The organism is Streptomyces sp. NBC_00670 (assembly GCF_036226765.1).
Lineage (GTDB): Bacteria > Actinomycetota > Actinomycetes > Streptomycetales > Streptomycetaceae > Streptomyces.
In genome coordinates this window covers 4,884,854-4,903,832 of sequence record NZ_CP109017.1, presented here as the reverse complement: position 1 = coordinate 4,903,832, position 18,979 = coordinate 4,884,854, and the positions used below count along the sequence as shown (strand labels likewise).

The 18,979-nt window shown below is 72.0% G+C and carries 17 protein-coding genes and 2 tRNA genes; 8 read left to right on the top strand and 11 right to left on the bottom strand.

Annotated elements, in window-relative coordinates:
- Window positions 1-137 precede the first annotated feature (137 nt).
- The 5 genes from OIE12_RS21900 to OIE12_RS21880 form a co-directional block, all read right to left on the bottom strand.
- Window positions 138-1,118 (bottom strand): tetratricopeptide repeat protein, encoded by a 981-nt coding sequence (locus OIE12_RS21900; protein ID WP_030379366.1) that lies wholly within the window; start codon window positions 1,116-1,118, stop codon window positions 138-140.
- Window positions 1,119-1,480: 362 nt separating this feature from the next.
- Window positions 1,481-1,783, bottom strand: coding sequence for a mycothiol system anti-sigma-R factor (gene rsrA / locus OIE12_RS21895; RefSeq protein WP_329137870.1), 303 nt, complete (start codon window positions 1,781-1,783; stop codon window positions 1,481-1,483).
- Window positions 1,780-2,487, bottom strand: coding sequence for an RNA polymerase sigma factor SigR (sigR, locus tag OIE12_RS21890; protein ID WP_030379364.1), 708 nt, complete (start codon window positions 2,485-2,487; stop codon window positions 1,780-1,782). Before sigR ends, rsrA begins: the two co-directional genes overlap by 4 nt.
- A gap of 328 nt (window positions 2,488-2,815) precedes the next feature.
- Window positions 2,816-3,463 (bottom strand): alpha/beta hydrolase family protein, encoded by a 648-nt coding sequence (locus tag OIE12_RS21885; RefSeq protein ID WP_329137867.1) that lies wholly within the window; start codon window positions 3,461-3,463, stop codon window positions 2,816-2,818.
- 94 nt (window positions 3,464-3,557) lie between these two features.
- Window positions 3,558-4,406: an SOS response-associated peptidase gene (locus tag OIE12_RS21880; protein WP_329137865.1), complete on the bottom strand. Its 849-nt coding sequence runs from the start codon at window positions 4,404-4,406 to the stop codon at window positions 3,558-3,560.
- Between the two features lie 93 nt (window positions 4,407-4,499).
- Between OIE12_RS21880 and OIE12_RS21875 the strand changes: the two genes are divergently transcribed.
- The 4 genes from OIE12_RS21875 (at window position 4,500) to OIE12_RS21860 (ending at window position 8,263) form a co-directional block, all read left to right on the top strand.
- Window positions 4,500-5,222, top strand: coding sequence for a M50 family metallopeptidase (locus tag OIE12_RS21875; RefSeq protein WP_329137863.1), 723 nt, complete (start codon window positions 4,500-4,502; stop codon window positions 5,220-5,222).
- 126 nt (window positions 5,223-5,348) lie between these two features.
- Window positions 5,349-6,713: a 3-phosphoshikimate 1-carboxyvinyltransferase gene (aroA, locus tag OIE12_RS21870; RefSeq protein WP_329137861.1), complete on the top strand. Its 1,365-nt coding sequence runs from the start codon at window positions 5,349-5,351 to the stop codon at window positions 6,711-6,713.
- A 16-nt stretch (window positions 6,714-6,729) separates the two neighbouring features.
- Window positions 6,730-7,740: a ribosome small subunit-dependent GTPase A gene (gene rsgA, locus OIE12_RS21865; RefSeq protein ID WP_329137859.1), complete on the top strand. Its 1,011-nt coding sequence runs from the start codon at window positions 6,730-6,732 to the stop codon at window positions 7,738-7,740.
- 199 nt (window positions 7,741-7,939) lie between these two features.
- Window positions 7,940-8,263, top strand: coding sequence for a DMT family transporter (locus OIE12_RS21860; protein ID WP_030379358.1), 324 nt, complete (start codon window positions 7,940-7,942; stop codon window positions 8,261-8,263).
- A gap of 18 nt (window positions 8,264-8,281) precedes the next feature.
- On the opposite strand, the gene OIE12_RS21855 is transcribed toward OIE12_RS21860, so the two are convergent.
- On the bottom strand, window positions 8,282-8,887 hold the full coding sequence (locus tag OIE12_RS21855) for a TetR/AcrR family transcriptional regulator (protein ID WP_329137857.1): 606 nt from the start codon (window positions 8,885-8,887) through the stop codon (window positions 8,282-8,284).
- A gap of 189 nt (window positions 8,888-9,076) precedes the next feature.
- On the opposite strand from OIE12_RS21855, the gene hisN reads away from it, so the two are divergent.
- Together hisN and OIE12_RS21845 are read left to right on the top strand one after the other, a co-directional pair.
- The gene (gene hisN, locus OIE12_RS21850; protein WP_329137855.1) at window positions 9,077-9,877 is read left to right on the top strand and encodes a histidinol-phosphatase; all 801 of its coding nucleotides are present in this window, start codon (window positions 9,077-9,079) and stop codon (window positions 9,875-9,877) included.
- A 255-nt stretch (window positions 9,878-10,132) separates the two neighbouring features.
- Window positions 10,133-10,528 carry a CBS domain-containing protein gene (locus OIE12_RS21845; protein ID WP_329137854.1) on the top strand — a complete coding sequence of 132 codons (396 nt, stop codon included), beginning with the start codon at window positions 10,133-10,135 and terminating at the stop codon, window positions 10,526-10,528.
- Between the two features lie 54 nt (window positions 10,529-10,582).
- On the opposite strand, the gene OIE12_RS21840 is transcribed toward OIE12_RS21845, so the two are convergent.
- Entirely contained in the window at window positions 10,583-12,034 is a 1,452-nt protein-coding gene (locus OIE12_RS21840) for a catalase (protein WP_329137852.1), read from the bottom strand.
- Between the two features lie 164 nt (window positions 12,035-12,198).
- Between OIE12_RS21840 and OIE12_RS21835 the strand changes: the two genes are divergently transcribed.
- The gene (locus OIE12_RS21835; RefSeq protein WP_329137850.1) at window positions 12,199-12,618 is read left to right on the top strand and encodes a Fur family transcriptional regulator; all 420 of its coding nucleotides are present in this window, start codon (window positions 12,199-12,201) and stop codon (window positions 12,616-12,618) included.
- A gap of 141 nt (window positions 12,619-12,759) precedes the next feature.
- Here OIE12_RS21835 and OIE12_RS21830 read toward each other — a convergent pair.
- From OIE12_RS21830 to OIE12_RS21815, 4 genes are all read right to left on the bottom strand, one after another.
- Window positions 12,760-12,833 (bottom strand) — tRNA-Met (locus tag OIE12_RS21830).
- Between the two features lie 120 nt (window positions 12,834-12,953).
- The gene (locus OIE12_RS21825; protein WP_329137848.1) at window positions 12,954-14,897 is read right to left on the bottom strand and encodes a tetratricopeptide repeat protein; all 1,944 of its coding nucleotides are present in this window, start codon (window positions 14,895-14,897) and stop codon (window positions 12,954-12,956) included.
- Window positions 14,898-15,175: 278 nt separating this feature from the next.
- A tRNA-Met gene (locus OIE12_RS21820) sits at window positions 15,176-15,249 on the bottom strand.
- A gap of 44 nt (window positions 15,250-15,293) precedes the next feature.
- Window positions 15,294-18,236 (bottom strand): UPF0182 family membrane protein, encoded by a 2,943-nt coding sequence (locus OIE12_RS21815; RefSeq protein ID WP_329137846.1) that lies wholly within the window; start codon window positions 18,234-18,236, stop codon window positions 15,294-15,296.
- Window positions 18,237-18,399: 163 nt separating this feature from the next.
- On the opposite strand from OIE12_RS21815, the gene OIE12_RS21810 reads away from it, so the two are divergent.
- Window positions 18,400-18,945 (top strand): PPA1309 family protein, encoded by a 546-nt coding sequence (locus OIE12_RS21810; protein ID WP_329137844.1) that lies wholly within the window; start codon window positions 18,400-18,402, stop codon window positions 18,943-18,945.
- The last annotated feature ends 34 nt before the right edge of the window (window positions 18,946-18,979 follow it).

Below are 18,979 nucleotides of genomic sequence, written 5' to 3'. Positions count from 1 at the left end.
GGGACTGTGTCTTCTCGGAGGAACCGCGGGGGAACCGCCGAGTTGTCCCGCATAGCCTACGGGGAGCGGCCGCCCGGCCCGGGGCGAGTGCTCAGCCCGGCTCGGGGCGAGTGCTCAGCCCGGCTCGGGGCGAGTGCTCAGCAGACCTCTTCGAGATCCCGCCAGCCGCGCGAGTCCGGGGAGTCCGCGACCCAGCCGTCGAGCAGTCCGCGCACCAGCGCGGCGGGCGCCGCGAGTCCGCACTCGCGTTCGGGCACCCAGAGCTGGCCGTCCGTGCGGTGGCCGAGCGGCCCGGGGTGGCCGGGCTCGCTGTGGTCGTGCGGGTCGAGGTGCTCGCCGTCGCCCTCGTCGGAGGGCATCCGGGACTCCGAGCACAGCCGGCACAGCAGCCGCACCGACGACGACCAGTCCTCGGCGGCGTACCCGGCGTCGGCCGCGAGCCGCTCCAGTGCGTCGCGGTCCGCCTCGGTGTCCGCCTCCAGGAGCACCACCCACGTCGGCACCGGCGAGGGCGCCCACAGCTCGATCTCGTCGAAGACGGGGAAGGCGTGCCCGGCGGCCGTGGTCCGCTCCCCGTGCGGCACGCCGTCGTGCAGCACGACCTCGCCCCAGCGGCGCCCGGAGGACGGCAGCGGAATGGAGAGCACCTCCATCCGCGCGGGGTCGAGTCGGCGCCCCCACACCACCTCGGCCTCGCCCTCGGGCGACAGCCGTACGGCCGCGCTGCCCAGGTCCATCCCGGCCGGCTCACCGGCGACGCTCGCACCGCCGGGCACGTGCAGCCCGTAGGCCTGCCAGGCGCGGCGGGCCAGCGGCCAGTCCTGAAGGGCGGTGGCCGCGATGCCGACGTTCCACCAGTCGGGAGCGCCCGCCTCGCGGTCCAGCAGCGCCACGGCCCGCAGCCCGGCCGCCCTCGCCTGTTCCCAGTCGTGCCGGAACTTGTGCAGCAGGGCCAGGTTGAACCACGACTCCGACAGCCAGGGTTCCAGGTCCGCGGCGCGGGTCAGCAGCGCGCCCGCGTCCTCGTAGCGGCCGTCCCCGATCAGCGTGAACGCGCGGTCGGTGGCCTGCCGCCAGGAGGCGGAGGGCCGGTGCCGTCCCTTGCCGAAGATCCTCACGATTCCCGCCTGCCAGTCCTTGCGCTTCCCGCCTGTCGCTTCCCTGACGTCCGCGTGGCCACGGAGCCGCCGTCCTGCGCGGTCCCGTACGGCCCCGCACGTGGCCCTGCTCGCATCCAACCACGTACCGCCGGACGGGCGCTCATTACCCATGGGTTACCCATCGACGGGCCCGGTAAGGCCCGTGGTGGAGGGGAGTGCCGCGTGAGCGGGGGGAGCGGCGCGAAGGCGTGCGCGCCGGGCGCGCGGCGGCGCGGGAGGCGGTGCGTGCGTCGTACGGGGGGGCGGAACCGGGGTGCGAGGGGCGCGGGACCCCGTACTCCGGCACGGGGCCGCCCCGCACGCGTTCCGCCGGTCGGGACTCAGCTCTCCTGGGGTCCCGTCGCGACGTCGTGCTCCGGCACGGTCTGGCCGGAGCGGATCAGGTCGATCCGCCCCATGACCTTGGACCGCAGGTCGGTCGGCACGTCGTCATGGCCGCAGCAACGCTTGACCAGCTTCTTCACGGCCTGCTCCAGGCCGTACTTCTCCAGGCACGGCGAGCACTCCTCGAAGTGGTGCTCGAACTTGGTGCAGTCGGAGTCCGGCATCTCGTGGTCGAGGAACTCGTAGAGATGGTCCAGGATCTCGCTGCAATCCGTCTCGTGCGGCTCTCCGCAGCTCATGAGCCCGAGCCTTTCGCTTCGTTCGACTCTCCGGCGCCGGCCGGGACCAGTCCGCGCTCACGGGCGTAGTCCTCGAGCATGCCGCGCAGTTGACGGCGGCCCCGGTGCAGCCGGGACATCACCGTACCGATGGGTGTCCCCATGATGTCCGCGATCTCCTTGTAGGCAAAGCCCTCTACATCGGCGAGATAGACGGCGATGCGGAACTCCTCGGGGATCGCCTGCAGCGCCGACTTCACGTCCGAGTCGGGCAGGTGGTCGAGCGCCTGCGACTCCGCGGAGCGCAGACCCGTCGACATGTGCGACTCGGCGCGGGCGAGCTGCCAGTCCTCGATCTCCTCGGCCGCGCTGCGCTGGGGCTCGCGCTGCTTCTTGCGGTACGAGTTGATGAACGTGTTGGTGAGGATCCGGTAGAGCCAGGCCTTCAGGTTGGTGCCCTCGCGGAACTGGTGGAAGGACGCGTACGCCTTCGCGTACGTCTCCTGCACCAGGTCCTCGGCGTCGGCCGGGTTGCGCGTCATGCGCAGCGCGGCCGAGTACATCTGGTCGAGGAACTCGAGCGCGTCCCGCTCGAAGCGCGCGCTGCGCTCCGCGGTCGACTCGGCGGCCGGCGCCCCGGCCGGACCCGTGCTCGTGCCCCGGCCCTCGGGCTGCTCCGCCTGGCCGTTTTCGGTCCCTGCGTCGGTACCGGTGACCGGACCCACCTCCTCGAGTGTCGGTGCGGGACCGAGAGCGGTCCCACTCGAATCGGAGGATAGACGACGATCCGGCCCGCCCGCCGCCCGAACAGGGGCGGTCTTCGTCGCGTGCAGAACCGTCCAATCCAGGTCGGCGCTGCTGCGACGGCTCGGGCAGATGGTCGAACCCATGCGGCGGACTTCCTCTCCTCGGACGGTCGGCACGGTAGCGCCGTGCCGTGTGGTGGCTCCTGTCCGGTACCGGCGGCGAGGACGCCTTCCGCCACGCCGTCCGGTCGCCGTCGGCGCCGTCCGATCCGCACAACGCGGGGCGCACGCCCGGCATTCCCGGGCGTCATCCGAGTGACGCGGTCCACCGCACGACGGCCGCCGCGAGGATCTCCAGGGCCTCCTCCTGGCCGAGTTCCGCCCGTTTGGGCACGGCGAAGCCGTGATCGGCGTGCGGCACCTCGACGAGCTCGTGACGCCCTTCGGGGAACTCCTCGGGCCGGCCGAAGGGGTCCCTGCCGCCCTGGACGACGAGGGTGGGGACCCGGGTCCCGAGCAGTTCGGCGGCGCGGGACTTCTCGGGACGGCCCGGCGGGTGCAGCGGAAAGCTCAGCGCGAGGACGGCGTGCGCGCCGAGCTCCCCGGCGGTGCGGCAGGCGACGCGGGCGCCCGCGCTGCGGCCCGCGGCGATCACGGGGAGGCCGGGGGCGGCCAGCGCGGGCCACAGGGCACGCCAGGCGGTGTCCAGGGTCTTCGGCGCCGGCGCCACCTTCTTGCCGGCGACCCGCCAGGGCTGCTCGACGAGGGCCACGCTCACGCCGTGGCGGGGCAGTTCGGCGGCGAGCGCCCGCAGATCACGTGCCTCGATGCCACCGCCCGCGCCGTGGCCGACGGCGAGGACGAGGCGGGGGGCGCGGGCGGGGTGCCAGGTGAGACGGGCGGGTCCGGCCGGTGTGTCGACGGTTTCCGTGGTGGCTGTCGCGGGGGTGGTCACCCGGCCATGGTGCCGCCTCGGGGGCGGCGGCGGAGGGAGGGGAGGGGAGGGGAGGGGAGACGGCGGGGTCACGGGAGCGGGTCAGAGGAGCGGGTCAGAAGAGCGTGCCCTCCTCCGGGCCCGACAGTTCCTTCAGCAGTTCGGGGCCGTTGTTGCGGACGTTGCTCACCGCGGTGCCTACCGGGTACGCCCGCATGAGCCCCTCCGGCGGCGGCACGAGCAGCTCGCGCAGCTCGGCGGTGTCGGTGCGGCGCGGGTCCAGCCAGGCGTCCCACCGGTCCGGCGTCAGCATCAGCGGCATGCGGGGGTGGATGTCGGCGAGCGCCTTGGGGCCCTCCTGCGGCGGCACGGCGAGCGGTGCGGTCTCGGCCTCCGTGGTGATCACGGAGCACGTCACCCACCAGGCCCGGGGATGCCCGTCCGGGAGCGTACGGTCGCGCCAGAACTCGTACAGCCCGGCCATCGCGAACACCGACCCGTCGGCGGGCGTCACGAAGTACGGCTGCTTGCGCGCCCGCTTCCGCTTCCCCTCCACCTCCAGGTCCCGCTCCTCCCTGCCGGTGACCCACTCGTAGTAGCCGTCGGCGGGGAGGATGCAGCGCCGGGCGGCGAAGGCCTGGCGGTAGGCGGGCTTCTCGTGCACGGTCTCGGCCCGCGCGTTGATCATCCGGGCCGCGCCCTCGGGCGACTTCGCCCAGGCCGGCACGAGCCCCCAGCGAAGCCGGCGCAGCTGGCGAACCGGACGCGGCGAGGCGGCGTCCTTCAGGGGGCGGTCGAGGACGACGAGGACCTCCTTGGTGGGGGCCACGTTGTAGTCGGGCACGAGGGGCCCGGTGGACTCCTGGGGGTCCTGCACCTCCTGGGGGTTCGGGACCCCCAGCTCTATCTCAAAGATTCCTGCGAGATCCTCGGGTCCACGACTCGCCGCATACCGTCCGCACATACGTGCCACACTGCCAGGCCGGCCCGCCGCCCCTCAACGACGACGCCGGGCGCCGTCCCCGCCCGGCCCGACCTCCCGGAGCCACCACCGATCATGAACAGTCAAGCCATCCCCTCGCTGCCGGAGCTCTGGGACCGGCTCTTCGGCGTCCAGCCCGACCCGGATCTGTGGGTGGTGCTGGTCACGCTGGCCGCCGCGCTGGCGGCCGTCGTCCCGCACGGGGTCTGGCGGGTCTCGCGCAACGCCATCACCATCGCCCACGAGGGCGGCCACGGTCTGGTGGCGCTGCTCAGCGGGCGCACGCTGACGGGCATACGCCTGCACTCGGACACCAGCGGTCTCACGGTGAGCCGGGGCAAGCCGCACGGCCTCGGCATGATCCTGACGGCCGCCGCGGGCTACACCGCTCCCCCGCTGCTGGGCCTCGGGGGCGCCGCGCTGCTCGCGGCCGGGCACATCACGGCACTGCTGTGGCTGGCGACGGCACTGCTGCTGGTGATGCTCGTGATGATCCGCAACGCGTACGGCGTCCTGACGGTGGTCGTCACCGGCGGCCTGTTCCTGGCGGTGTCGTGGCTGACCGGTGCCCAGGTGCAGGCGGCGTTCGCGTACGCGGTGGTGTGGTTCCTGCTCCTCGGCGGCGTACGCCCGGCCTTCGAACTCCAGGCCAAGCGCCGCCGCGGCAACGCCGGCGACTCCGACGCCGACCAGCTCTCCCGCCTCACGAACGTCCCCCCGGCCCTCTGGCTGTTCCTCTTCCACGCGGTCTCGCTGTGCGCACTGGTGGGCGGCACACGCTGGCTCCTGGAACTCTGATCCGAGTAGCCCTTCGGGGGTGCGCGGGGCGAAGCCCCCTGGGGGCCGTCCTGCAACGGGCACGGGAGCGAATCACCCTCACGCGATCAAGATCCGCCCCCACCCCCAGCCACTAGACTGCGCCCCATGACCGCAACCCCCGCCCACACCGCCCTCTGGCCCGCTCCCCACGCGCGCGGAGCCGTCGACGCGACGGTCCACGTACCGGGGTCCAAGTCGGTCACCAATCGCGCCCTCGTCCTCGCCGCCCTCGCCTCCGAACCCGGCTGGCTCCGCCGCCCCCTCCGCTCCCGCGACACCCTCCTCATGGCCGGCGCCCTGCGCGCGATGGGCGTCGGCATCGAGGAGACGGTGTCGTCGAACTCCGCGACCACCCACGTGGACTCCGGCACGGGCACCGGCACCGCCACCGGCCCGGGCGAGGCCTGGCGCGTCATCCCCTCCACCCTCCACGGCCCCGCCACGGTGGACGTCGGCAACGCCGGCACGGTCATGCGCTTCCTCCCCCCCGTCGCCACCCTCGCCGACGGCCCCGTCCGCTTCGACGGCGACCCCCGCTCGTACGAACGCCCCCTGCACGGCGTGATCGACGCGCTGCGCGCCCTCGGCGCCCGCATCGACGACGAGGGCCGCGGCGCGCTTCCCCTCACCGTGCACGGCGGCGGCGCCCTGGACGGCGGCCCGGTCGAGATCGACGCCTCCTCCTCGTCCCAGTTCGTCTCGGCGCTGCTGCTCTCCGCACCGCGCTTCAACCAGGGCGTCGAGGTCCGCCACACCGGCTCCTCGCTGCCGTCCCTGCCGCACATCCGGATGACGGTGGACATGCTCCGCGCGGTCGGCGCCCAGGTGGACACCCCGGAGTCGGGCGGCGAGCCCAACGTGTGGCGGGTGACGCCCGGCGCGCTGCTCGGCCGGGACCTGACCATCGAGCCGGACCTGTCGAACGCGCAGCCGTTCCTCGCCGCCGCCCTGGTCACCGGCGGCACGGTCGTCATCCCCGACTGGCCCGAGCACACCACCCAGCCCGGCGACCGGCTGCGGGAGATCTTCACCGAGATGGGTGGCTCCTGCGAACTGACCGAGCGCGGTCTGGAGTTCACCGGTTCGGGTGCCGTGCACGGCATCGAGGTGGACCTCGGCGAGGTCGGCGAGCTGACCCCCGGCATCGCGGCCGTCGCCGCCCTCGCCGACTCCCCGTCGACCCTGCGCGGCGTCGCCCATCTGCGGCTGCACGAGACGGACCGGCTGGCCGCGCTCACCAAGGAGATCAACGAACTCGGCGGGGACGTCACCGAGACCGCCGACGGGCTGCACATCCGCCCGCGCCCGCTGCACGGCGGGGTCTTCCACACCTACGACGACCACCGCATGGCCACGGCCGGTGCGATCATCGGCCTGGCGGTCGAGGGCGTGGAGATCGAGAACGTGGCGACGACGGCCAAGACCCTGCCGGACTTCCCCGAACTGTGGGCCGGGATGCTCGGGAACTGACGGGCGGACCGGGACCATGCGCCGTTACGGCAAGCACACCGACGAGGACGACATCCGCAGCCGCCCCAACCGCAGGGGCAACCGGCCGCGCACCCACATCAGGCCCAAGCACGAGGACGCGGCCGAGGGCCTGGTCCTCACCGTCGACCGGGGCCGGCTGACCTGCCTGGTCGAGGACCGGACCGTGCTGGCGATGAAGGCCCGGGAACTGGGCCGCAAGGCGGCGGTCGTCGGCGACCGGGTGGCCCTGGTCGGGGACCTGTCCGGCGCCAAGGACACCCTCGCCCGCATCGTCCGCATCGAGGAGCGCACCTCGGTGCTGCGCCGCACGGCCGACGACGACGATCCCTACGAGCGCGTGGTCGTCGCCAACGCCGACCAGCTCGCCATCGTCACCGCCCTCGCCGACCCCGAGCCGCGCCCCCGGCTGATCGACCGCTGTCTGGTCGCGGCGTTCGACGGTGGCCTCACCCCGTTCCTCGTCCTCACCAAGTCCGACCTCGCCCCGCCGGACCAACTCCTCGAGCTCTACGGCGACCTGGACATCCCGTACGTCGTCACCAGCCGCGAGGAACTGGAGAACGGCGACGCCGCCGACCGCGTACGGGCCGAACTGGACGGCAAGGTCACGGCGTTCGTCGGGCACTCCGGGGTGGGCAAGACAACGCTGGTCAACGCGCTGGTGCCCGAGGAGCGACGGCGTACGACGGGCCATGTCAACGCGGTGACGGGCCGCGGCCGGCACACCACCACCTCCGCGCTGGCGCTCCCGCTGGCGGGCGGCCGCGGCTGGGTCGTCGACACCCCGGGCGTACGGTCGTTCGGGCTCGCGCACATCGACCCGTCCCGCGTCATCCACGCCTTCCCCGACCTGGAGGCGGGCACGGAGGACTGCCCGCGCGCGTGCAGCCACGACGAGCCGGACTGCGCGCTGGACGACTGGGTGGCCGAGGGCCACGCCGACCCGGCCCGGCTGTACTCGCTGCGCCGGCTGCTGGCGACCCGGGAGCGCACGGAGGGCGACTGAGCCGCCTCGCACAACTGTTTCCCCCCGGCGTGCGCGGCGCATGACCGAGATCGTGTTTGCACCCGTACGCGGCCGGTAAAGGCATAATCGCACCGGTCGGACGCGGCCGGGCGAACCGAACGAAGCAGTCACAGGGCGTGCGGAGCGGCGCGAGCGCGGGGTCGGCGGCGCGGGACGCGGAGTTACGGAGGGACAGCACATGGCGTGGCTGCTGGTCATCGTCGCCGGGATCCTGGAGACCGGCTTCGCCGTGTGCCTCAAGCTGTCCCACGGTTTCACCCGGCTCTGGCCCACCATCGCCTTCTGCTGCTTCGCCCTCGGCAGCTTCGGTCTGCTGACCCTGTCGCTGCGCAAGCTCGACGTGGGCCCGGCGTACGCGGTGTGGACGGGCATCGGCGCGGCGGGCACGGCGATCTACGGCATGGTGTTCCTGGGCGACCTGGTCTCCACGCTCAAGATCGTGTCGATCAGTTTCGTGATCATCGGCGTGATCGGGCTCCAGCTCTCGGGTTCCGCGCACTGAGGAGCACCTGCCCGGGCCTCACCTCAACTGGCGTGGCAGCGCCGTGCGGACGAGGTCGGTGACCGAGCCGTCGCCCGGCGGCGCCGCGACGCACGACAGCGAGAGCCGCACCACGAGCTCGGCGGACCGGGCGATCTCCAGGAGCTCCAGTTTCGTGACGCCGGGCCCGGAGAGCGCGGCCACGGTGCGGTCGCGGACCAGCGTCACGAAGTCGGAGGGCGAGGGCAGCGGCCCGTCGGCCCGCCGCTGCGCGGGCACCGCGGAGGACGACGGCACCGCCGACAGCGTCGGCGCGGGGAGCCGCTCGCCCCAGCAGCCGGTGAGCATGGCGCGTACGAGGGGGTTGCCGCGGGCGGCGGACAGGGTCCACTCGGCGAGCCCGGTGAGCCGTTCACGGCCCTCGGCGGGCGTGGCGAGGACGCGCTCGACACCGGCGAGATAGGCGTCGGCCTCGCGCCGCACCAAGGCGCGGGAGAGTCCCTCCTTGCTGCCGAACTCGTTGTAGAGCGTCTGCCGGGAGACGCCCGCCGCGGCGGCCACGTCCACCATGCGCACGCCGGGCCACGGCCGGTTCGCGAGCGCCGAGAAGGCGGCGTCGAGCAGGGACTCCCGCGCTGCAGGCATCGTCGCCTCCCGGATACGGCCACTCCTGTCGCCCACAGTTGACGCCCCCGCACGTACTGTCAAGGCCTCGGACGGGCGGGGCGTGGAGGCACCTTCGACGCGCGGCGGCCCGGCCCCGCCGCCCCGCGGGCCCCGCCACCCCGGCCGCCCTGCTGGCCCCGGCGCGAGCGTGGAAGATACCGTGCAGTCATGGCCGACTATCTCGATGACCTGCGTCTCGCCCACGTCCTCGCGGATGCCGCCGATGCCGCGACGATGGACCGGTTCAAGGCGCTCGACCTCAAGGTCGAGACCAAGCCGGACATGACGCCGGTGAGCGAGGCCGACAAGTCGGCCGAGGAGTTGATCCGCGGTCAGCTCCAGCGGGCCCGGCCGCGGGACGCGGTCCTCGGCGAGGAGTACGGCGTCGAGGGCACGGGTCCGCGCCGCTGGGTCGTCGACCCGATCGACGGCACCAAGAACTATGTGCGCGGGGTGCCCGTCTGGGCGACGCTGATCGCGCTGACGGAGGCGAGTGAGGGGGGCTTCGAACCCGTCGTCGGCCTGGTCTCCGCCCCCGCGCTCGGCCGCCGCTGGTGGGCTGCGAAGGGGCACGGCGCGTTCACCGGGCGCAGCCTGTCCTCGGCGTCCCGGCTGCGCGTCTCGGGCGTCTCGCGGCTGTCCGACGCCTCCTTCGCGTACTCCTCGCTCGGCGGCTGGGAGGAGCGCGGCCGGCTGAACGGCTTCCTCGACCTGACCCGCAAGGTGTGGCGCACGCGCGCGTACGGCGACTTCTGGCCGTACATGATGGTCGCCGAGGGCTCGGTCGACCTGTGCGCGGAGCCGGAGCTGTCGCTGTGGGACATGGCGGCGAACGCGATCATCGTGACCGAGGCGGGCGGCAGCTTCACGGGGCTCGACGGCCGTCCGGGCCCGCACAGCGGCAACGCCGCCGCGTCGAACGGCCTGCTCCACGACGAGCTGCTGGATCACCTGAACGAGCGGTACTGAAGCGGGGCGGTGCGCCGAGCGCCCCAGCGCGACCGAGGCGCGGCGAGCGCCCCCCGTTGGCCGCACGCGCCCGCGCTTCCTCTTCGCCCGCGCGCCCGAATTCGCCGCGCACGCCCTCTTGTTGACCCGCCCTTTGCCTGCGACTCTGAGAATCCCCCCACTTGTGAACTTGTGAATCCCTTCACGGGCGATCGCCGCCGTCCCCCGGCGCGCGGGGGTGGACCGATCCGGAACTCGTAGGAGGTGGCTCACGCCATGCTCGTCCGGGACGCCATGAGCACGGTCGTCCTCACCATCGGCCCCGCACACACCCTGCGGCAGGCAGCCGCACTGATGTCCGCCCGGCGCGTCGGGGCGGCCGTCGTCCTCGACCCGGACGCCGGCGGCCTCGGCATCCTCACCGAACGCGACATCCTCAACGCCGTCGGCCGGGGCCTGAGCCCCGACGCCGAGCCGGCCCACGCCCACACCACCACCGACGTCGTCTTCGCCGCTCCCTCCTGGACCCTGGAGGAAGCGGCCCGCGCCATGACCCACGGCGGCTTCCGCCACCTGATCGTCATGGACCGCGACGAGCCCGCCGGCATCGTCTCGGTCCGCGACATCCTGCGCTGCTGGTCCCCGGCCCGGCAGCCGGTGCCGGCGGCCTGACATGCGTCGGTGCCCGTGCGGGCGAACCCCGCACGGGCACCGCGCCTCTCCTGGTCAGCCACGCAGGGCCTGGACCGCGGCCTCCAGTCGCTTGCCGAAGTCGGGGTCGGCGTTGCGGAAGTTGCCGATCGCGCGCTCGACGATGTCCTCGCGCGAGACCTGGGAGATCGCGCCGGCCAGGTTGCCGATCAGGCGGCCCTTCTCCTCCTCCGTCATCAGCCGGTAGAGGTCGCCGGCCTGCACGAAGTCGTCGTCCTCGGCGTGCAGCGGCGCCGCGGCGTCGCCGGTCGCGCCGGTGACCGGGATCGGCTGCCACAGCGGACGGTCCGTCTGGAACGGCCCGCCGAAGCTGTTCGGCTCGTAGTTCTTCGCGCCCTTGTGGCGGCCGTCGTACAGGTGGCCGTCCCGGGAGTTGGTGCGCGCCTCGGTGGCGTGCGGGCGGTTCACCGGCAGGTGGTCGGCGTTGATGCCGACGCGGTAGCGGTGCGCGTCGCCGTAGGCGAACAGCCGGCCCTGGAGCATCTTGTCCGGGGAGGGACCGATACCGGGCACGAAGTGCGCCGGGGAGAAGATCGACTGCTCGACCTCGGCGAACACGTTCTCCGGGTTGCGGTTGAGCTCCAGCTTGCCGATCTCGATGACCGGGTAGTCCGCGTGCGGCCAGACCTTGGTCACGTCGAACGGGTTGAAGCGGTACGTGGCGGCCTCGGCGGCGGGCATGATCTGCACGCCGACGGTCCAGGACGGGAAGTCGCCGCGCTCGATCGACTGGCGCAGGTCCCGCTGGTGGGAGTCGGGGTCCTCACCGGCGAGCCGGTTGGCCTCCTCCTGGGTGAGGCACTTGATCCCCTGGTCGGTCTTGAAGTGGTACTTGACCCAGAAGACCTCGCCGGCCTCGTTGTTCCACTGGTAGGTGTGCGAGCCGAAGCCGTCCATGTGGCGGTACGACGCCGGGATGCCGCGGTCGCCGAAGACCCAGGTCACCTGGTGCGTGGACTCCGGGGACAGCCCCCAGAAGTCCCACACGTTGTCCATCTCGGTCGAACCGGTGTACGGGTCGCGCTTCTGGGTGTGGATGAAGTCGGGGAACTTGATGGCGTCCCGGATGAAGAACACCGGGGTGTTGTTGCCGACGAGGTCGTAGTTGCCCTCCTCGGTGTAGAACTTCAGCGCGAAGCCGCGCGGGTCGCGGACGGCGTCCGCGGCACCGAGGTTGCCGGCCACGGTCGAGAAGCGCAGGAACGTCTCGGTCTGCTTGCCGACCTCGGAGAGGAACGCGGCGCGCGTGTACCGCGTGACGTCGGCGGTCACCGTGAAGGTGCCGTACGCGCCGGCGCCGCGGGCGTGCACCACGCGCTCCGGGACGCGCTCCCGGTTGAAGTGGGCCAGCTTCTCCAGGAGGAGCTGGTCCTGGACGAGCACGGGACCGCCGACGCCCGCGGTCTCGCTGTTCTGGTTGTCGGCAACCGGGGCACCGGCCTCGGTGGTCAGCGGTCCCTGCGTCACGTGCGCCTCCATGCTGTGCGAAATCGGGTCTCCGGCCGGGGATGTCCGGGATGCCCGGCGGCCAGATCCGTAACCGATCCTACGTTGGACTTAGTCCAAGTCAAGTTGAGCTCCAGAATCACACCTGTTCAGGATCCGGGACCCTTGCTGTTAGGCTGGAAACCATGAGTGACCTACTGGAACGTCTGCGTGGACGCGGATGGCGCATGACCGCGCAGCGGCGCGTGGTGGCCGAGGTCCTCGACGGCGAGCACGTCCATCTGACGGCCGACGAGGTGCACGCGCGTGCCGCGGTGAAGCTGCCGGAGATCTCCCGGGCGACGGTCTACAACACCCTCGGCGAGCTGGTCTCGCTGGGCGAGGTGCTCGAGGTCGCCACGGACAAGCGCGCCAAGCGGTACGACCCGAACGCGCACCGCCCCCACCACCACCTGGTGTGCGCGGGCTGCGGCTCGATCCGCGACGTCCACCCGTCGGGCAACCCGCTGGCCGACCTCCCCGACTCGGAGCGGTTCGGCTTCACGGTGTCGGACGTCGAGGTCACCTACCGCGGTCTCTGCCCGAACTGCGCGGCGAAGGCCTGAGCCGACGACGGCCCCAGCCAGGGCCGGGACGCGTCCCCGCCGGCCCCTCCTGAACTCGCCGAAGGGGTCCTGAACACCCCACAGGCCTCCTGAACGCACCGAAGGCCGGAACCCTTACGGATTCCGGCCTTCGGCCTTCAGTAGCGGGGACAGGATTTGAACCTGCGACCTCTGGGTTATGAGCCCAGCGAGCTACCGAGCTGCTCCACCCCGCGTCGACGAACACAACGTTACGTCAAGAGGGAGAGCGGAAGCAAATCGCTTCCCTTCCGGGTTCCCGCTTACGGGGTTCCTGCTTACGGGGTTTCCCGCCGTGCGGGGTCCGGGGACGGACCCTAGGCCGAGAGCTCCTCGCGCAACGCGTCCCGCAGCCGCGCCGCCCGCTCCGCGACCTCGCCCGGCCCCAGTTCCACCGCCCGGTCCGCCCAGCGCTGCCCCTCCGCCAGCTCGCCGCGCCGCGCGTACACCAGCGCGAGCCGCAGCGCCGCGCGCCCGTGCCCCGCGTCGGCCGCCCGCGTCCACCACAGCGCCGCCTCCGGCTCGCTCCCCTCCCGCGCCAGCAGCAGCCCCAGGTTGAACGCCCCGTTCCGCGACCCCGCCTCCGCCGCGGCCCGGTACCACCGCGCCGCCTCCACGACCTCGCCCCGCCCGGCCGCGAGCATCCCCACCCGCACCTGCGCGCGCCGGTGCCCCTGGGACGCCGCCCGCTCGTACCACTCCTCGCACTCGCTCTTCTCCCGTGCGGGCTCCCCCAGCTCGTGCGCGGGCGCGGGCGGCCGGCGCGCGTCGAGCACCGTGGCGAGCCGGTACGCCGCCTCCGCGCTGCCGCCCCCCGCGGCGCAGCGCAGATGCCGCTCGGCCTCCTGCTCCTCCCCGTCCCGCAGCCGCGCCATCCCGACCTGCAACGCCGCCTCGGTGTGCCCGGCGGCGGCCGCCCGCTCGTACCAGCCGAGCGCGGCCCGCTCCTGGCCACGCCCCGCGTAGAGGATCCCCAGGTTGAACGCGGCGTCCACGCTGCCCGACTCCGCCGCCTTGGAGAACCACGGCTCGGCCCCGGCCGCGTCACCGCCCTGGAGCAGCAGCACGGCGAGCGCGTTCGCCGCCTCCCGGTGCCCGGCGTACGCGGCACGGCGGTACCACTGCTCGGCCGGCCCGGTCCGCCCCTGCTCGGCGCAGAGCAGCCCGAGGTTGTACGCGCCGTTGACGTCACCGGCGTCCATGGCGGCCCGGTACCACCGCTCGGCGGTCTGCGTCTCCCCGCGCTCGGCGTGCAGCGCGCCCAGCGCGTTGGCCGCGTTGCCGTCGCCCTCCTGGGCGGCCCGCAGCCACCACACGGCGGCGCTCTCGGTGTCCCCCGCGTCGCGCAGCAGGAAGCCGAGTGCGCAGGCGGCACGCGCCTCGCCGTCCTTGGCGGACGTCAGATACCAGCGGCCCGCCTCCTTGAGCTGACCGCGCTTCTCCAGGATCGCGCCGAGGTGCAGCGCGGCCCGCCGGTGGCCGCGCGCGGCGGCCTGCCGGTACCACTGTTCGGCCTCCTCGAGCGGCGCCCGCCCGGCGCGGTCGGCGCCCTTGGTCCGCGCCGCGCGTACGTCCGTACCCCGCGGGCCCGGTGGTGCGCCTCTCGCGCCCCCTCTGCCGCCGGCGTTCGGTGCGATGCCCAGGCCGTCCCCGGCCGCGTCCGCGCCCCGGTCCAGCGCCCGGGCCAGCCGGTACGCGGCCTCCCGGTGGCCGCGCTGGGCGGCGACGCGCATCCAGTGCTCGCTGCCCGCGTCGCCGCGGTGTTCCAGCAGGTCGGCGAGGGCGTAGGCGCCGAGCATGTGTCCCTGTTCGGCGGACTGGCGCAGCCAGTACTCGGCCGCCGGTTCGTCACCGCGCTCGCGGTGGTGCCGCCCGAGGGCGTGCGCGGCGGCGGTGGAGCCGGCGACGGCGGCGATGCGCCACCAGCCCGCGGCCTCGTCGGGGTAGCCCCGCTGGTGGAGCAGGACCCCGAGGTTGTTGGCGGCGGCCCGGTCACCCGCGGCGGTGGCGGCGCGCAGCTGGGGCTCGGCTCCGTCGAGATCACCGCGGCGCAGCAGCATGCTGCCGAGGACGCTCATCGCCTCGACGTCGCCGGCCTCCGCCGCCGCGCGCCGACGCGCCTCCTCGGCCAACTCCTCGGCGACCTCCGTGGTCTCGTCCCGTCCGGAGACGTCAGAAACCTCGGAAGCCCCGAAAGCCTCGGAAGGCCGCCCAAACCGCCCTGTCTCGAACAGAGTTGCCTTGTCCCCCATAACGTCCATCGTCGCACCACCTGCAACCTGGGTACACCTGGTATACCGCAGCCAGTGAGGTCACTACAGCGTTTTGTCGACATGCCCACAGAGAGACAAGTCAAACACAGCGCGCCCAACTCCCCGGCGCAGCACGGCTGCTGCGCAGGTCGGCACATGCGTTCGCAGGTGTCAGAGGAGAGGAACCACACTCACCGGAAGGTGGCGTTCCGCACCTGGGAGTTCACTACGGGGTCAACACAACACGAAGGCCCGGATCCTTTGAGGATCCGGGCCTTCGTCATGAGTAGCGGGGACAGGATTTGAACCTGCGACCTCTGGGTTATGAGCCCAGCGAGCTACCGAGCTGCTCCACCCCGCGCCGTTGTGTATTCACCGTATCACGGCGCGGGGAGGGACATCGGATCAGCCGCTGTCACCGCCTTTGCCGGCACTGCTCTTGCTGCCGCCGGAGCCGCTCTTGGCGGCCTCGGACTGCGCGTCCTCCGCCTTCTTCAGCGCGTCCTGAAGGTCCTGCTGCGCCTTGCCGTACGCCTCCCAGTCGCCCTTCTTGAGGGCTTCCTGGCCGGCGGTGAAGGCCTTCTGGGCGTCGCTGAGCGCATCCTTGACCGTCGGGTTGCTGGTGTCCGGCGGTGTGGTGGTGTCCTGGTCGGAGTCCGGCGGCTTGGTCGTCGAGCCGTCGGTGGCGAAGAGTTTGTCCAGGGCCTCGTCCAGCGTGTTCTCGAAGGCCGTTCTGCCGTTGTAGGTCATCAGCACCTTGCGCAGCAGTGGCAGTTTCAGTCCGCCACCGCGTACGTAGACCGGCTCCACGTAGAGCAGTCCTCCGTCGAGCGGGACCGTCAGGAGGTTGCCGTACTCGATCTCCGAGTCACCGTTTCTCACCTGTCTGATGAACTCGGTGATGTTCTCCTGGGAGTTCGAGTTGAACTGGCTCTGCACCTGTTTGGGGCCGTCGGCCGTCGCACTCGTCAGTTGCAGGATTCTGATCCTGCCGTAGTCCTTCGTGCCGGCCTCGGAATCGACCGCCATGAAGGCACTGAGGTTGTCCCGCCCGTTGGGCGTGAACGTCGTCGTCAGTGAGAACGCCTGCGACTGCTGGTCCGGCATCTTCATGCTCAGGTAGTACGGCGGCACCGCGTCGCCCGACTTGTTGGTCGGGTCGTTCGGCACCTGCCACACCTCGCTGCCGCTGAGGAACGTCTGGGCGTCCTTCACGTGATAGCGGGTGAGCAGTTCCCGCTGGACCTTGAACAGGTCCTGGGGGTAGCGGAGATGGGCCATCAGGTCGGAGGAGATCTCCTTCTTCGGCTGCACCGTGTTCGGGAAGGCCTTCATCCACGTCTTGAGGACGGGGTCCTTCGTGTCCCACTGGTAGAGCTTCACCTCGCCGCTGTACGCGTCGACCGTCGCCTTGACCGAGTTGCGGATGTAGTTGACCCGGTTCTGCTGGGCCACCACCGCCCGCTGGTTGTTGGCCGCGGTGAGCGAGTCCGCCGTCGTGTCGCCCAGGGTGGTGCGGGAGGCGTACGGATAGCCGTTGGTGGTGGTGTAGGCGTCGACGATCCACTGGATCCTGCCGTCGACCACCGCCGGGTAGGCGTCGCCGTCGATCGTCAGCCAGGGGGCCACGGCCTCGACGCGTTCCTTGGGCGTGCGGTTGTACAGGATGCGCGAGCCGTCGCCGATGGCCCCGGAGTACAGCATCTGCGGTTCGCTGAACGCCACCGCGTACGCGGCCCGGTTGATCGGGTTGGAGAGGCTGACGCCGCTGTCGCCCTTGTAGGTGTAGGCCTTCTCGCCCTTGTCGTCGGAGTAGTCGATCTCCTTCTGGGGACCGCCGACGATCGAGTACGTGGTGGTCTTCTCGCCGTAGTAGACCCGCTGTTCGTGCGTCGGCAGGTCACCGGTGGAGGGCAGACCGGACTCGGTGTACACGGGCTGGCCGTTGCTGTCGGCGGTCGTGCCCTTGGCGGCGACGACGCCGTAGCCGTGGGTGTAGCGGAAGTGGTCGTTGATCCAGTTGTTCTTCGGGATGCCGTCGAGGTTCAGCTCCCGCAGACCGACGACCGTGTCCTGTTCCTTGCCGTCCTTGCCGGTGTAGCGGTCGACGTCCAGGTTGGTCGGGAAGGCGTAGTAGTTCTTGACCTGCTGCATCTGCTGGAACGTCGGCGAGACGATGTTGGGGTCCAGCACCCGCAGGCTCGCGGCGGCGTCGGCGTCCTTGCGGAGCTGGTCTCCGTCGCTGGTCTTGCCCTTGCCCGCGTACTCGGAGACCTCGGCGTCGTCGATGCCGTACGCCTCACGGGTCGCCTTGATGTTCTTGGCGACGTAGGGCGCTTCCTTGGCCTGCTCGTTCGGCTGGACCTGGAACTTCTGCACGATCGCCGGGTAGAGGCCGCCGATGAGGATGGCGGAGAGCACCATCAGGCCGAAGCCGATGACGGGCAGCTGCCAGGTGCGCCGCCACAGGGTGGCGAAGAACAGCAGCGCGCAGATGACGGCGATGCAGAACAGGATCGTCTTGGCCGGCAGATAGGCATTGGCGTCGACGTACCTCAGGCCGGTCCAGTTGCCGGTGGCCTTGAAGTCGCTGGACTTGACCGCGAGGCCGTACCGGTCGAGCCAGTAGGCGACCGCCTTGAGTGCCACGAAGACACCGAGCAGCACCGAGAGGTGGCCGGTCGCGGCGGCCGTGGCGTGCGCGCCGGGGCTGGTGACCCGCAGGCCGCCGTAGAGGTAGTGGGTGAGCGCGGCGGCGATCAGGGAGAGCACGGCGGCGGCGAAGCCGAAGCCGAGCAGGAAGCGGTACCAGGGCAGGTCGAAGGCGTAGAAGGAGACGTCCAGATGGAACTGGGGGTCCTTCTGGTGGAACGGCACGCCGTTGACCCACATCAGCCAGGTGCGCCACTGGCCGGCCGCGGAGGCGCCGGCGATCAGGCCGACCAGGGCGGTGATGCCGAGCAGCAGCCACTTCTTGTACGGGGCGATGCCCATGCGGTAGCGGTCCAGGCTCTGCTGCTCCGCCGACATGGCGCTCAGCGGCGGGCGGAGCCGGTGGGCGAGCCAGATGTTGACGCCGACCGCGATCGCCATCAGAAGGCCGAAGACGAAGAAGAGGCCGATCTTGGTCCACAGAGTGGTGGTGAACACCGACGAGTAGTGCACCGACCGGTACCACAGCCAGTCCGTCCAGAACCCGGCGAACATGGTGAACGCCATGCCGAGGACGGCCAGGACGCCGAGCGTCATCAGCAGGGTCCGGACACGCCGGGACGGGCGGCCCACTCTGATCCGTGGCCCCGTCGGGCCTCCGCCGCGGTCCGGCATCTGGAAAGCCAAGGTGTGCACCTCGAAGTCGCTGTTGGTCGGTCGGCCCCCGCCGCTGTCGTGCGCGCGGACCCCCGTCGGCCGGCCCCGGTCGTCTCCCGAGATCGCGGGGCCTCACCTATGCAACTTACTCATGCTTTAACCGGTTCCCGGATCCGGGGATTAACGAGAGAGGATTGTGACCATGTCCAACACTCCCATGGCAGCGACCCCCCTCACCCGGGCCGTACTCGAGATCGACGAGTACGCCTCGGGCCTCGGCTGGGACCAGCCCGCTCGCCTCTTCGCCCTCGTCGACACCGCCCGGCTGCGGGCCCAGGAACCCTCCCTCGCGGCGCAGCTCGGCCTGGACGACGAACCCGGGGCCACCGCCGGTCTCACCCCCATCGAACAGGAGGAGATCTCCGCGGACCGGCCGCTGGACGAGTTCCTCGGCACCATCGCCTGGCCCGACGCGGTGGCCGGCTGCGCGCTCACGGTGGAGCGCCTGATGCTGCCGCCGTCGGCCGAGGCCGCGGTCCCCGGCGACCTGGACGAGTCCCGGCTGAACCAGTGGGTCGCCGAGCACCCGGACCGGCAGGAGGTGCGCATGACGGTCGCCGTGCTGCGGGACGGCACCCGCGAGTCCGCGCTGCGGCTGCGGGAGAAGGACGCGCCCTCGGAGGTGCTCACGGGGGCGGACCTGGTGCCGGGTCTCGCGGAGGCGCTGGCGGCGACGTTCGAGGACTGACGCCCGGTCCTCCCCGAGAGGCGTTCCTGCCCGG

Excerpts from the sequence above, each read along its gene's own strand:
- rsrA (WP_329137870.1), bottom strand. The coding sequence starts at position 1,783 with ATGAGCTGCGGAGAGCCGCACGAGACGGATTGCAGCGAGATCCTGGAC.
- OIE12_RS21880 (WP_329137865.1), bottom strand. The coding sequence starts at position 4,406 with ATGTGCGGACGGTATGCGGCGAGTCGTGGACCCGAGGATCTCGCAGGA.
- OIE12_RS21875 (WP_329137863.1), top strand. The coding sequence starts at position 4,500 with ATGAACAGTCAAGCCATCCCCTCGCTGCCGGAGCTCTGGGACCGGCTC.
- aroA (WP_329137861.1), top strand. The coding sequence starts at position 5,349 with ATGACCGCAACCCCCGCCCACACCGCCCTCTGGCCCGCTCCCCACGCG.
- rsgA (WP_329137859.1), top strand. The coding sequence starts at position 6,730 with ATGCGCCGTTACGGCAAGCACACCGACGAGGACGACATCCGCAGCCGC.
- OIE12_RS21860 (WP_030379358.1), top strand. The coding sequence starts at position 7,940 with ATGGCGTGGCTGCTGGTCATCGTCGCCGGGATCCTGGAGACCGGCTTC.
- OIE12_RS21855 (WP_329137857.1), bottom strand. The coding sequence starts at position 8,887 with ATGCCTGCAGCGCGGGAGTCCCTGCTCGACGCCGCCTTCTCGGCGCTC.
- hisN (WP_329137855.1), top strand. The coding sequence starts at position 9,077 with ATGGCCGACTATCTCGATGACCTGCGTCTCGCCCACGTCCTCGCGGAT.
- OIE12_RS21845 (WP_329137854.1), top strand. The coding sequence starts at position 10,133 with ATGCTCGTCCGGGACGCCATGAGCACGGTCGTCCTCACCATCGGCCCC.
- OIE12_RS21835 (WP_329137850.1), top strand. The coding sequence starts at position 12,199 with ATGAGTGACCTACTGGAACGTCTGCGTGGACGCGGATGGCGCATGACC.
- OIE12_RS21825 (WP_329137848.1), bottom strand. The coding sequence starts at position 14,897 with ATGGACGTTATGGGGGACAAGGCAACTCTGTTCGAGACAGGGCGGTTT.
- OIE12_RS21810 (WP_329137844.1), top strand. The coding sequence starts at position 18,400 with ATGTCCAACACTCCCATGGCAGCGACCCCCCTCACCCGGGCCGTACTC.